Consider the following 12,150-nt stretch of genomic DNA (forward strand, 5'->3'; position numbering starts at 1 on the left):
ACCTCCTATGCGGTTCTGATGATTTTCAACTGGACGGGTCGTTCCTGTTCGGCCCCGTCAAATCCCATCTGTCCGGGAATCTGAGGGCTCGCCTCCACCATACACATCTCGCCGGTGTTCCTGTCCTCCATGGCGTGTAGGGTGGTGCCCAGGGGGAGCATTTTCCCGAAGCCCAGCTTGGGAGTACACTCGACCTTCACTTTCGTTCTTTGCTCGTTTGGGGTGAATCTCCAGGTCATGGTGAGTGTGCGCAGGGATGTTGCCTGGGTATTGGGGTTCATGATGTCATCTAAGATCTTTGCCATACTGTAATCTGCAATCTCCATGAAGGCACCTTGGTCCATTTCGAGGATTGATTTTACGTGCATTGAGCCGATGTTCAAGGTTTCCATACTTTTCACCTCCTTTCGTGGCCCGGCATCAGGCCATCCGCTCCAGCGAATCCTCCACGACCTTCCGTACCGCGCCCCGCAGCTTTTCAGCCTTGCTGCTGTCTGTGGCCTTGATTTGCTCCAGGGTATCCATCATCTTGTCGTAGGTATCCTGCCAGCTGTCGAACAGCACCTTAAAGGTAGCCGTATCGGGATCAGCCTGGGCCAACTGCTTTTCAAGGGCCTGCACCCGCTCCGCACCCTCGGCCTTAGCCTTGTTCACCGCATCGGCAGTCAGGGCGTCCTTTTCCTCCTGGGTGAGCTCCCGGACCTCTGGCCCCTTGGCCTTCAGATCAGCCAGTTCCTTTTGCGCAGCCTCAAGGGACTCCTCGGCGGCCTTGCGCTTTTCCTCGGCCTTCTTCTTGGCGTCCTTGGCCTTGTCCACCTTCTCCGTCATCTCGGCAATGGCGGCCTGTCGGGCGGCCTCCACCGCCGCCGTATCCGCCTCGGCGGGCCGGTTGCGGAGTTCCTCCAGTTCCCGAACCAGCCGGGCGTGTTCCTCCTCGGCGGCCTGGGCAGAGGTGTTGGCCTCACTCAAAGCGTCTTGGAGCCGGTTGGCCTTGTCCCTCTGCTTATCGAGGGCCTTCTGCGCCGCCTTTGCGGCGGCTCTGGCCTGGTCAGCCTCCACTCCGGCGCTGGTCAGCCTGGCCTCGTAGACCTGGGCCTGACCGGCGATTTCCTCCCGGAGCCGCTCGGTTTCCTGCCGGAGCCCGCGGGCCTCATCCTCAGCAGCGGCGGCCTTTTCCTCGGCCTCGTTCCTAGCCTTGAGGGCTTCGTTCAGCTCCCGGACACTCATGTGCTCCACATCGTTCTCAACGGCGAACCGCTCCCGCTCTTCCTCGTCTGGGATGGCCAGAAGGCTCAAAGCCTTGGAGTAGGTCAAATTCCCAAACGTCTGGGACTTTGCCTCACCGCCGAACAAGCTCTGCTGGTCACTCCCGTACTCCCGAAATACCCGCATAAGGTTCTGCGCTTGGGAAGGGGAATAGTCGACTTCGGTCTTCAAATACTCCCCCCAGCTTCCATGGGGCAGTTTCGCTTTGGCCTCCGTCAATCGCCGACCGACCTCAATGGAGTTGTTGAGCAACATCCTACCGGTCTGATCCTTGATCGTGCGAATTTCCGCCGCCAAAATCTCAGGTGACTTGCCGGAGTCCACAGTGGGAAGCGGCATCTCTACGGCAGCGGGCGGGCCTCCCACCCCAAAGTCCTGACTGAGGAGCTGGCCCTCAGTTACTTCCATTTCACTCATGCGATCTTCGTCCTTTCTTTCGGCCTTACGTGGCGGACATGATTCAGCCACGCCGTTTCAAATGCCGTTACTTCCGGGGTGCGGCCACAATTCCGAAGCCCCCGGTTTTGCCTGACAGTCTTGGTTTCCTCGTCAAATTCCAGCGTAAAGAATGGTATGTTCGGCTCCGCCACCTGACGGATGAACAGGATCGCAGTCTTTCCCTCTGCGTGGCGCTTTGCGTAGGTGGCCACACAGTGATGCAGGTCCTTCCCCTCCCGGATCAATTCGGTTTCGTTTTGACAGGGACGGATCAGAAGACCGTTCAGTTCAAAGGAGAGGTATTGCAGTTCCTCCGCACGTTCGATGAACATCTCATTGAGTGCCGCATCCTCCCTGGCCTTTTGCTCCGCCATAACTTGGTCGTGGGCGGCTTTCAAACTCCTGGGCCAGCGAACCAGGCTGTCTGACAGATCCCGGTGGAGCCTTTGGGCCATGTTCCAGTAATCTTGAAGGGTATACCACTGTCCTTTCTGATTTTTGAGGTATCTGAGAATGCGCCAGAAGTCTTTTTTGAAGCCGTCCGTCAAAATGCGGTTGATCTCATAGGCCGGCTTGCTCCGCAGCAGTTTCATATCCTCCGGCAGTTTCAGCGGTAGCCCGGAGGTTTTTGCCAGCCGGTACCGTTCCAGATCTTCGACATCCCAGCGCATCCGCTGCATATACCGAAATTCCTCTTTATTGAGGCCCAGCATCTGTGCCGGGCGCTTTTCCTTCCAATTGACGTCTTTTAGCTTTGGAATGCCACCGTGATCGGAACCGCAGCTCCTTTCTTTGTCAATCAGTTCCGCCAGAAAGCGCCCACAGCCCTGCACCAGCAGGTTTTCCACAGTAGGACGTTTGCGCCATAAGGCCAGATAAGCCACCAGGCGTTTGCCCTCGGCGTCCTGATACAGATCCAGCTTGCAGTTCTCTGCCGTGGTGCCCTCCAGCAAGGATTTATCCCAGGGGTAAACCATGGATGCCTCACCGTACACATCGCAAAAGGTCTTCCGCTGCGCCCACTTATGGAGGATTGAAATAGAACCGCCCAGGGTTCTCATATAGCCCATCAGCCGGACAACCTTCTTCTCCTCCACCACCCAGGCACTGTAGGGGTCTGTTGTGTATTGGCTGTCCCCGGACTTTGCGATTTTCCTCTTTACCAGCCAGTCGGCCAGCACAAAGCGGTCTTGACGTTCCTCTATGGGGAGGCGTGACATGGTGGTAATCCAGGCGCAATCTTCAATCCCTCTCGGAATGCTCCCAATGTGTACCACTTTCACATCACAGCCACAAACGGGGCACATAGTTATGCTGCCGCTGATCACGCTCTCTGACATCTCATGATGATACCACCCAAACGGGGCAGGGGCATAGGCTACGCTGCATCCGCCGGCATCAACCTTTTCAGCGAAGAACTTCTTCCCGCAGTGGGTGCATACCACCTCTACCGCCGGGCGCATTTGGTCCTCCAGGGGCTCGTAAATCCGGCTCGCTTTGTAGATCAGGTACTCTTTCTGGAAAACATCCTGCTCTAAAGCCCATTGGATCAGGTCAACGGGCGGCGTCTTGGGCAGTAGTGGCGTATAATCAATCTGCTCCACGTCCTCTGCCCCCTCACAGAAAATCTGCAATGTCTACACGCTTTTTTGCGGGGGGCGTGGGAGCGTCCTTGACTTCATCGGGGCTGGGCAGTCCATAGAATTCCCGAAGGATACGGTCCGCCTCCGCAGGGGCCACACAGGAGAAGCTGCCGGTCTTGTGGCTGTCGGCATAGGCTTTGATCTTTTTCTCGGCCTCGGTGATGCTCATGGCCTCCACCTGCAAATCCTGGGCGACCAACTCTGCACTTTGGGGCTCCTGGCGGCAGATGTCTTTCAGCTGCTCGGCCACCATCCACTGCGGGGAACGATCCTTGACCTTCGCCTGTTGGGCCTCCAGCGCGATGACCGCTTTCGTCTGCCATTCGTTCATAGGCTTGACATTCCTTTCTTCCCCCCATATAATGGGGGTGGTTGTTAGATTTGGCCTTCCGGCCTCCCGTCCTCGATGTTTGCGGCATCGGGGGCGGTTTTCTTTCGTTCTGGACACCATGCCGGAATATACGGCAAAAAATGTTCGCGTCCGACCGTGTAACCGCGGTAACGTCCGCTGCGCCTTGTGTGACCGACATCCGCTCAATGCGATCCCGTCCATGATCCTCTCCCAGCCAAATACTGCGATACCCCATCCTGACCTGCCGTGCGAACATGCGCAGCCCTTCAAAGGATTGCGGCCAGCCGTACAGTTCACACAGCCGTCGGTAGGCTTTCATCACGTCGTAGCGCATAGATTTTTATCTCCTTCCTGTTACAGGGCGGTCTGGGCCGTCTTTTTTTGTTTGACCCTGCGCCAATGGCCATACCGCCTCTCTGGTGTTCTTATGTACGACCTTGACCCCAGTCAGCGTCACGCCGCACTCCTTGGCGATGCCCTCATTGAAGATACTCCGTAGCGCCTCCGCGATCAGCCCGATATTCGGCTCGTTCAGAAACACGCCGCCGTCTACTTGCCTCATGGTTATTGCCTCCTTCCTGCCGCCGGGAGCGGCCTTATTCATGCGCCGGACTGAGCGTCCAAGGGTTGGTCGCTGGGCGGCTTATTTTTTGTAAGCATCCTCGACTGCTGACCGCATCAGCCCGTCCACCATCTCCTTGTAAGAGCCGCCAGCGGGCCGGATGTGCGCGACCCCCTCAAGCTCCTTGTCGATGGCGTCCACGCGCTCAATGATCTCCTCCATGCGTTGCTCGAGTGCGGCAACGCGGGCTTCCATGCTCAAATTTTTCTTTGACAAATTGATTCCTCCTTATTGCAAGGGCAACAGGAGGTATGGTATACTTTTCCTGTAACCCTGTTCTGGATTTAACTGTTAGTAGGGTTGCATGGCCTCTCGGTGTTGCTAGCGCCGGGAGGCCGCTCTGTGCAAGGTGGTGTTTAACAGTGAAACTAAAAAATAAGGGAACCTTTGTTTTGAATACCGACACTAACCAGATCACAAAAATAAAACTAGGAAAAAGGAAAATCATTTTAACTGATCGAGACAGAGAGAACGTTATGTTTTTATTCCATAGCTGTTATCTCTCTTATGGCTTTGTCTCGATTACTCAAGATGAATTTCTAAAAATTTTTAGTGACTTTAAAAAGGCAGTCTGTGCTTTAGAATCTTTAATCGATAAAGGGTATATCGAGGTAGATAAAACTAACCCCCAAAATTACACCTATCGCCTTACCCGTTCTGGAATATCTTACTTCGCTGATCGGCAAGAGATTGCTCATGACCGCCGAATGGGGAGGTTTTGGGATTTTCTTCAGCTATTGCTTGCCGCTATCCTTGGTGCTATGGCCTCACAATGGTTAGAACCAATAATACAGTTAGAACGACTGCTACAATAATTGAACTTCCCCATGTAATGCTTATGACCTTTTTCCATTTTTGAAACCGGACAGACAATTCGTGGAATGCCAAATGGTAACGTTCCATTTGATAGGCTGTCTCTTGCAAGAGCTTGCAGTCTGAAAATGTTTTGCACCTTTCGGAGGCTTTAAGGGATGAGAGGATCAGTAAGAATTCTTTTCTCTCATCCAGCGGAAAGGTTTTTACGTATACAATGGGCCTGTCCTGAAATGCCTCTTCTTTTTCATTTGGTAAATCAACTGCAATAAGCCGGTTTCCGAAATGATTTAGATTATCTTTCAATTTACACCTCCTTTTTGTCATCTTCGGGTGGCTTTTTCTTGCGCTTTAACTCTCTGCTGGTTGCCTCCTTCGCCAACATGAGGAAGGAGGGAGACATATGTTTTATGCTTATTGCAGTGCCCCTGGATGCAAGCATATTGTTGCCTTTGGGCCAGATCCAATCGAAAAGCTCAATCCACGATTTTTTCCCGCGCCCAAATTCTGTGAAAAATGCGGTGCTCCTATGATCAGCAAATGCCCATCCTGTGGCACATACCGCGAGAGTCTTTCGGCCAGCCATTGCCCGGATTGTGGTAAAGCGTACAAGTAGAAGATGATCCCTTACTCCAGTTTTGTCCCACATCCGCTGCAGAAAGCAGCATCCTCATGATGCCAAACTTTACTGCACTGCTGACAGTGCACATATCGCGTCTCAGCTCTGACTTCCACCTCGGCGTCAGTGCTGTCCTCTTGCACCTGACACATCAGTTGGAGTGAAGTAAATCGGAATATCTCAGGTAAATCAGCGTAAGTAGTCCGGCTTTCTGCCAAAAGTCGGGCTACTTGCTTTGCTATTGCCCGTTTCCGTTTCTGATCTTCTGCATAGCTCATCTGGCTCACTTCTTTTCATCTCTTTCGCTCGCTGGTCATATACTGGGCTGGTCGCTGGGCTCGCTGGGCTGCGCCCGGTCCGCCATCGCAAGCACACCCTCCGCATAGCCCAGGATATACTCCCGCTTTTCTTCCGGCAGGATGGAAACGGCTTCGGTGATGTTCCGGACAATCTCTTTCTCCTTTGTGCTCATGGGGCACCTCCTTTCTTTTGGTGGTTGCCCCTTCCTCCAGTCTGTGGTATGATTTGGTTGGAGGAATGGGGTGAAAATATGAATCTCTCAAAAATCTCTGAAATTGTCGATGTCACAAGTTGCAGGGATGTGAATCGGTATCTTGATTCGGGGTGGGTTATCGTCAACATCCATAATGCCGCATTCGCTACCGGTGACCCAAAGACTTTCGGGCAAACGGCGCACTTTACTCTTGGGTGGAAAGGCAAAGACCCTAAATATCCAGATTTATCGCCTGACTATGGTACAAGCGATTTCCTAAATCCGGAGTAGGATCAAAAACGCCCTTTCTTCGCGAAACACGGAGTTTACCGCGATCCACTCGCCAGTTTGCAGCATTTCCGCCGCTTTTTGTACGTCAGCTGTTTCAAAGACTTCCAATGCGGACATCAGAATGCTGCTCCTGGTTGCCGGCTCAACACCCATGCTTCTAAGTTTCTCGGCCAGCAATTGCCTCCGCTGGCCGAGATGCTCTTTTCTTTCATTGCCTGCCATGTCCTTCACCTCCTTTTAGTAACGTTGTTACTTATGGTAGCATACATTGTTACTGTTGTCAAGAATTTTTTGTTGACAACGTTACCTTTTTTCTGTATACTTTATTCTGCGAGGAGGCGATTTGTTTGACTGTGGGAGAAAGAGTAAAAGCTCTTCGTGAGAAATTAGGTATCACGCAAGAAGAGTTTTCGCAGAGATTGGGCACAACCAGAAATACTATTACTAACTATGAAGCGAATCGTCGTGCACCAATGGATGCTACCATCAAATCCATTTGCCGCGAGTTTGATGTCAATGAGGAATGGCTCCGCACGGGTGAGGGCGAAATGTTTACCCAGATGTCCAGAACGGATGAGATTTCCGCTTTTGTTGGCAATATTCTGAGGGGCGAACCGGATTTTCGGCAGAAGTTCATTTCTGTGTTGGCCCGGATGACGCCCGATGAATGGCAGCTCCTTGAAAAGAAGGTTTTAGAGCTGTCGGAGGAAATAAAAAAAGCTGACCCCTGACGGGGCCAGCCATAGCGACAGCCGTTATTTGATATTCTGGACAAAATGATACACGTTGCGCAGTTTCCTTGTATCCATCTGGCGGATAGCTTGGATAATGCGCACAATCATAAACTCACGCGACTTTGCGTCACGGTTTTCGGCGGGCCTTTTATCCATCGTTGATTCCTTTCCACCCTGGCACCAAGGCTATGTATTTGCGCAATGTTACTATATCACAGGAATTCCGTCGATTTTCAGTGTAAAATGCCAGAAAAAAGAAAAAACCGCCCCCCAGTGTTACCAGCACCGAGGGCGGCGAGTGAAACAATACCGGGACAGGCCCGATAATCATTCCAAGACAAAATGATTATACCACCTGCCCCTGGGTTATTGCAACCATTTTTAAAGGGACAGGTGAATTTTTATGAAAAAGACGCAGTCATGTCCGCCCCCGGTACGCCGTGCCGCGCTGTATATCCGGGTATCCACCGAGGAGCAGGCAAAAAAAGGCTACTCCATCCCCGCCCAGCGGGAGGATCTGGAGGAGTACGCCCGCACCAACGGCTACGCCGTCGCCGGGGTATTCGTCGACGAGGGGAAGAGCGCCCGGAAGCGCTACACAGCCCGCTCCGCGTTTATGGAGATGCTGGAAAAGGTCAAGGCCGGGGAGATCGATGTGATCCTGTTTATCAAGCTGGACCGCTGGTTCCGGAACATCGCGGACTATTACGAGGTGCAGAAGATTCTGGATGCCCATAACGTGGCCTGGAAAACAACCCAGGAGCATTACGACACCGAGACCACCAACGGGCGGCTGTATATCAACATCCGGCTCTCCGTGGCCCAGGACGAAAGCGACCGGGACAGCGACCGCATCAAGTTTGTGTTTCAAAACAAGGTATCGCGGGGCGAGGCGATTTTCGGCAACCCGCCGCTGGGCCTGAAGGTGGAGGACAAGCATATCGTCCCGGACCCGGAGACGGCCCCGCTTGTGCGGGAATTGTTCCGTCACTACGAGTCCCACCGCAGCATCAGCCGCGCGGTGCGGGAAGTAGGGGAGCAGTTTGGCCGCATCCTGTGGCTGGACGGCACAAGGCGCATGCTGGCCAACCCGCTCTACAAGGGCGTTTACCGGGACAACCTAACGTACTGTGAGCCGTTGATCCCGCCAGAGGAATTTGACCGCGTTCAAGAGCTGCTGAAGGAGCGCTCCATCCGCCACAACCAGACCGGACGCATCTACTTGTTTTCCGGCCTGCTGGTCTGCTCGGAATGCGGGCGGAAAATGGCGGGCCGCTATGCGACTACAAAGCGGAAAGCGCATAACTGGGAATACCATCTCTACCGCTGCCCCACGGCAATGCAGTATCACCGCTGCCCCCACCGCAAGGAAGTCAACGAGGAGAAGCTGGAGGCATGGCTGTTGGAGCACATACAGGAGGAATTGAACGCGTATCAAATGCAATGGGAGGCCTCCGCGAGTGCGCCGGTGCGCCCCAAGGTGGATAAAGCGGCGATCCTTCGCAAGCTGGAGAAGCTGAAGCAGCTGTATATAGACGATTACATCACGCTGGAGGAATACCAGACGGACTATCAAAAATACCGTGGAAAGCTAGATGCTGAACAGCCCAAACCCCAGCGCCCCGACTTCGACCGCCTTCGCACCTGCCTCAACGCTGAATTCCAAACAGGCTATACCGCTATGTCCCCAATACAACGCCGTGACTTTTGGCATAGTATTATCAAAGAAATACGCCTAAATACAGAGAATTCTCCCCAAATTCTTTTTCGCGTTTGACTGTACTAATATATTTAGACCTGTCGGGGTCGTCGGGTCTGTATCCTCCTTTGACCATCTGGACGTATTTATTGTCAGCATCCGTGGCGTTCGCTATGGTATCCTCCAGTTCTTTACCAGCACCATCCAACGTGGCACTGGAACAGGCCGACAGCAGCAACATAATCGCTGCCAGCAGCGCAATTATTTTCTTCACTAAAATCACCTATCCTTCGTATCCTTTGGGGTATTTGATGTCCAGTAGTGGACGATCCCCAGGTTTCATTATTTTTGCCGCCATAATCGCTTTATGGCAGGCCAAGAGTTGATCTCTAATTGTCTCTAAGTGTGCCTTGCTCTGTGGGACAATGTACTTTTCGGAGCCAACCGCCAGAAGTTCGAGATACCAGTTGACCAGCTCCAGTTTGCCGAGACAGTAGGAGGAAATCATCATTTTGTCGTTGGCATCCTTGATGGCCTCGGTTTCGATCTGGATGTAAGATACCAGATCAGCGGGTATTTTCTTCAGCTTCTTTTTGAACATGAACACTCCATTCTGTCAAAGCATTAGTCCGCATTGATTCCATACTTTTTCACGAGCCGATTCCACTCGGCTTCGGTCTTATCGTCAGATGCAGAGGTAAAGAACGACATGATATTGCCTTCTGTATCATCAAATGTGATCTCATTGTAAACAATAAAATCCCAAACCAGGAATCCTCGTATGCCATTGATTTCCGCTTCAACTCTCTTGTGAACAAACCCGTGGATTTTAGAAATTTTCTTGGCCTCCGGTATTAGCTGTTGGATGATTGCAAGAACTGCCATCGCTTTTTCGCCGCTCATAACTATGACCTCCCAATTTTTCGTTGGTGTTGAAGTGACTTATTTGCGCTTGAGGGTTATATATGTATCGGTCTTTTCTACAATTTTGTACTTATCCCTCAGCGTATTCAGAACACCAACACCACCGGCACAAACGCCTATCGCAATGGCTGGAATAACTGCGGCTCCTAACGTAGCTGCCGCTGGTGTAGCCATTACAAGGCCAGCACCAGCCGGAGCACCACCCCCAACCGGAGCCACAGCAACCGCAGCTATAGCCACCGCTAATGACGCAACGCATACTCCCCATGCAACCTTTCCGGTCGCCTTTATACGCAAAACGCCGTTTTTTAAGTCGCCCTCGATTGTGATATATTCCTCATTATTTTTCACAGCCTCGGCGAACTCTTTCGCCGTCCTACAAACTCTGGACATTTGTGGTTCTTCCTTTCCGCAAAATATCACCAGGGAAAGCCCGGAATATTTGCCTTGAAGTGAATGATACCACATCATGTTATCACGAAAACCTCCATTAGTCAATATAGATACCCCTGTTAGATGTTTCTTGCTGCTACCTCTCTTGGGTAGAATAAACAGGGGGTGAACACATGGACTATAAGAGGTTGGGCGAACGGATCAGAGAAGAACGGCTGCGGCTGAATCTCACACAGGCCCAGCTTGCGGAGGCCGTGGACATATCGGATACCTACATGGGTGCAATCGAGCGTGGAGAGCGGAGCTTGACGCTGGATACGCTGGTACGGCTGGTAAACCGCCTCGGTGTAACTGTGGACTATCTGCTGGCCGATTCCGTATCTGACAGCGATACCAACATCATGGAGCAATTCAAACAGATCATAGATCAGCAGCCTTTGGAGCGTAAGCAAATGGCAATCAATGTATTGCGGACGATTTTTGCATATTTTGGCGGGGAGGGGGCGTAGTCCGCTACGCCCTCTTGATTTTGCCAATGCGGAGGTTTCTAACAAAGTCAATATCATCCACCAGCCGCCGCACGGCCAGATTGACAAGCAGTTCAACCGACACCGAATACTCGGCTGAGAGTGTATGTAGCCTGTCGTACAACATAGGGTCGCTAAGTTCAATCTTCAATTTTTCCATCTCCTATCATAATACCAGTATTTCTCTGCGGTTCCCTTGCCAGTTCTGTAACTTGGATAAGCCCTTTGTTCTCGCGCTTTTTTGCATATGATACCAATTCCCTTGCGTTGCTGGCAGTATGCCACGCATAGGCAATCAGATAATCGCTGTGGTCTACCATGTAGCGGTTAGCCTTTACGATAGCTGCTCGTTTCGGTACGGTTTCCATCCCTGGCGGGTAAAATGTACTGTCAAAACCTTCCGGTGTTGGAATGGGGCGGTCATATGGATGATAGGCCAGCAATAACGTGAGCGTCACCTCCGGGTGGCGCTTTTTAGCAGCCTTGACGGTTCTCGCTGCCATTGAGTCAAACCATCCATAGATCCCTACAACAAAATCTGTCACCTTCAGTTCTGTAATATGACGATCTACCTCGGCAGATAGCTGCGGCAGCAGATAATCCGATGCTTCACGATGCCCAATAAAGAAACAGGTTGGCATAGTCCTCCTCCTGAGTATGTAATGATTGTCGCTTTGTATCCCGCATTATACGCTATATTTGACTTAAAGTAAATAATCATTTTCTTTATAGAAATTTTAATTGCATTGTGAAATTGGTAGCATACTATCAGGGAGTGATGCCGTATGCAGACCGAATTTCCGGAAAAGTACAGAATACTTGGCTTGAAAATCGCTTATTACAGGAAGAAAGCGGGCTACACGCAGGAGGTCTTTGCAGAAAAGATCAACAAAAGCGTCAATTTTCTTGCGCAGGTTGAAGGGACAGGTACAACAAGGGGCGTATCGCTGGAAACGCTGTTCAAAATGGCTGCTGTCCTTCAAATCCCGGCTTCAAAGCTGCTGGAAGATGACTGAGCGCAACTGTCGGCAGCATAAAGCTGCCGTCCCATTGGAGGGCGGCGGCTTTGCTTGCTCTGGACAATTCCACGCCTCCGTCTGGCTGAATGACACTCAACACACGGGAGAGCGCATCCATCGCCATTGCCTCATGATTTCCCAACAGGTTTACTACGTTGGGCCGCTGGGCCATGTCCAACATGATTTTGAATCCATCCGGGCCACGGTCGATTACATCCCCCAGGACATAGAGAGTATCATCGGGGCTAGGGCTTGTTTGAAAAATAGTGAAGGCTGAGCTAAATCAACAAAATAGCGATAGCGGCAATGTAAACGAA

Annotated in this window: 20 protein-coding genes; 5 read left to right on the forward strand and 15 right to left on the reverse strand. The window is 51.9% G+C overall.

Annotation, left to right across the window (positions count from 1 at the left end; all coding sequences use genetic code 11):
- Positions 1 to 5 precede the first annotated feature (5 nt).
- The 6 genes from D5269_RS11910 to D5269_RS11935 all read right to left on the reverse strand — a co-directional run bounded on the left by D5269_RS11910 (position 6) and on the right by D5269_RS11935 (position 4,537).
- A complete protein-coding gene (locus tag D5269_RS11910) occupies positions 6 to 392 on the reverse strand; it encodes a hypothetical protein (RefSeq protein ID WP_120485625.1) in 387 nt (128 codons plus the stop codon).
- 28 nt (positions 393 to 420) lie between these two features.
- Positions 421 to 1,683 carry a DUF3102 domain-containing protein gene (locus D5269_RS11915; protein WP_120485626.1) on the reverse strand — a complete coding sequence of 421 codons (1,263 nt, stop codon included), beginning with the start codon at positions 1,681 to 1,683 and terminating at the stop codon, positions 421 to 423.
- Entirely contained in the window at positions 1,680 to 3,308 is a 1,629-nt protein-coding gene (locus D5269_RS19025) for a PcfJ domain-containing protein (protein WP_120485627.1), read from the reverse strand. The genes D5269_RS11915 and D5269_RS19025 overlap by 4 nt, the downstream gene beginning before the upstream one ends.
- Positions 3,309 to 3,321: 13 nt before the next feature.
- Positions 3,322 to 3,678, reverse strand: coding sequence for a hypothetical protein (locus tag D5269_RS11925; RefSeq protein ID WP_120485628.1), 357 nt, complete (start codon positions 3,676 to 3,678; stop codon positions 3,322 to 3,324).
- A 361-nt stretch (positions 3,679 to 4,039) separates the two neighbouring features.
- Complete coding sequence (locus tag D5269_RS11930) at positions 4,040 to 4,261, reverse strand: hypothetical protein (RefSeq protein ID WP_120485629.1); 222 nt, start codon at positions 4,259 to 4,261, stop codon at positions 4,040 to 4,042.
- Between the two features lie 81 nt (positions 4,262 to 4,342).
- The gene (locus D5269_RS11935; protein ID WP_120485630.1) at positions 4,343 to 4,537 is read right to left on the reverse strand and encodes a hypothetical protein; all 195 of its coding nucleotides are present in this window, start codon (positions 4,535 to 4,537) and stop codon (positions 4,343 to 4,345) included.
- A 146-nt stretch (positions 4,538 to 4,683) separates the two neighbouring features.
- Between D5269_RS11935 and D5269_RS11940 the strand changes: the two genes are divergently transcribed.
- Positions 4,684 to 5,136 (forward strand): hypothetical protein, encoded by a 453-nt coding sequence (locus tag D5269_RS11940; protein ID WP_147407975.1) that lies wholly within the window; start codon positions 4,684 to 4,686, stop codon positions 5,134 to 5,136.
- On the opposite strand, the gene D5269_RS11945 is transcribed toward D5269_RS11940, so the two are convergent.
- From D5269_RS11945 to D5269_RS11955, 3 genes are all read right to left on the reverse strand, one after another.
- Complete coding sequence (locus tag D5269_RS11945) at positions 5,081 to 5,440, reverse strand: hypothetical protein (RefSeq protein ID WP_147407976.1); 360 nt, start codon at positions 5,438 to 5,440, stop codon at positions 5,081 to 5,083. The genes D5269_RS11940 and D5269_RS11945 overlap by 56 nt on opposite strands.
- A 626-nt stretch (positions 5,441 to 6,066) precedes the next feature.
- Positions 6,067 to 6,225 carry a hypothetical protein gene (locus tag D5269_RS11950; RefSeq protein WP_158604962.1) on the reverse strand — a complete coding sequence of 53 codons (159 nt, stop codon included), beginning with the start codon at positions 6,223 to 6,225 and terminating at the stop codon, positions 6,067 to 6,069.
- 297 nt (positions 6,226 to 6,522) lie between these two features.
- Positions 6,523 to 6,759, reverse strand: coding sequence for a hypothetical protein (locus D5269_RS11955; protein ID WP_120485635.1), 237 nt, complete (start codon positions 6,757 to 6,759; stop codon positions 6,523 to 6,525).
- A gap of 131 nt (positions 6,760 to 6,890) precedes the next feature.
- Here D5269_RS11955 and D5269_RS11960 point away from each other — a divergent pair, with 131 nt between their 5' ends.
- Entirely contained in the window at positions 6,891 to 7,268 is a 378-nt protein-coding gene (locus D5269_RS11960) for a helix-turn-helix transcriptional regulator (protein WP_120485645.1), read from the forward strand.
- A gap of 406 nt (positions 7,269 to 7,674) precedes the next feature.
- Positions 7,675 to 9,048: a recombinase family protein gene (locus D5269_RS11965; RefSeq protein WP_120485636.1), complete on the forward strand. Its 1,374-nt coding sequence runs from the start codon at positions 7,675 to 7,677 to the stop codon at positions 9,046 to 9,048.
- Here the strand turns inward: D5269_RS11965 and D5269_RS11970 are convergent.
- From D5269_RS11970 to D5269_RS11985, 4 genes are read right to left on the reverse strand one after another with little or no spacing between them, the layout of a single operon-like run.
- Positions 8,993 to 9,253: a hypothetical protein gene (locus tag D5269_RS11970; RefSeq protein ID WP_166545178.1), complete on the reverse strand. Its 261-nt coding sequence runs from the start codon at positions 9,251 to 9,253 to the stop codon at positions 8,993 to 8,995. The two genes, D5269_RS11965 and D5269_RS11970, sit on opposite strands and share 56 nt — an antisense overlap.
- Positions 9,254 to 9,571 (reverse strand): hypothetical protein, encoded by a 318-nt coding sequence (locus tag D5269_RS11975; RefSeq protein WP_120485637.1) that lies wholly within the window; start codon positions 9,569 to 9,571, stop codon positions 9,254 to 9,256.
- Between the two features lie 23 nt (positions 9,572 to 9,594).
- On the reverse strand, positions 9,595 to 9,873 hold the full coding sequence (locus D5269_RS11980) for a hypothetical protein (RefSeq protein ID WP_120485638.1): 279 nt from the start codon (positions 9,871 to 9,873) through the stop codon (positions 9,595 to 9,597).
- A 39-nt stretch (positions 9,874 to 9,912) separates the two neighbouring features.
- Positions 9,913 to 10,392 (reverse strand): hypothetical protein, encoded by a 480-nt coding sequence (locus tag D5269_RS11985; protein WP_207709125.1) that lies wholly within the window; start codon positions 10,390 to 10,392, stop codon positions 9,913 to 9,915.
- Between the two features lie 68 nt (positions 10,393 to 10,460).
- Here D5269_RS11985 and D5269_RS11990 point away from each other — a divergent pair, with 68 nt between their 5' ends.
- Complete coding sequence (locus D5269_RS11990) at positions 10,461 to 10,796, forward strand: helix-turn-helix transcriptional regulator (RefSeq protein ID WP_120485640.1); 336 nt, start codon at positions 10,461 to 10,463, stop codon at positions 10,794 to 10,796.
- A gap of 4 nt (positions 10,797 to 10,800) precedes the next feature.
- Here D5269_RS11990 and D5269_RS11995 read toward each other — a convergent pair whose 3' ends face one another.
- Entirely contained in the window at positions 10,801 to 10,965 is a 165-nt protein-coding gene (locus D5269_RS11995; RefSeq protein ID WP_158604963.1) for a hypothetical protein, read from the reverse strand.
- Positions 10,955 to 11,455 carry a hypothetical protein gene (locus tag D5269_RS12000; RefSeq protein WP_120485641.1) on the reverse strand — a complete coding sequence of 167 codons (501 nt, stop codon included), beginning with the start codon at positions 11,453 to 11,455 and terminating at the stop codon, positions 10,955 to 10,957. The genes D5269_RS11995 and D5269_RS12000 overlap by 11 nt, the downstream gene beginning before the upstream one ends.
- 144 nt (positions 11,456 to 11,599) lie before the next feature.
- Here D5269_RS12000 and D5269_RS12005 point away from each other — a divergent pair, with 144 nt between their 5' ends.
- Entirely contained in the window at positions 11,600 to 11,830 is a 231-nt protein-coding gene (locus D5269_RS12005) for a helix-turn-helix transcriptional regulator (protein WP_120485642.1), read from the forward strand.
- The last annotated feature ends 320 nt before the right edge of the window (positions 11,831 to 12,150 follow it).

The organism is Anaerotruncus sp. 1XD42-93 (assembly GCF_009917605.1).
GTDB lineage: Bacteria > Bacillota > Clostridia > Oscillospirales > Ruminococcaceae > Anaerotruncus.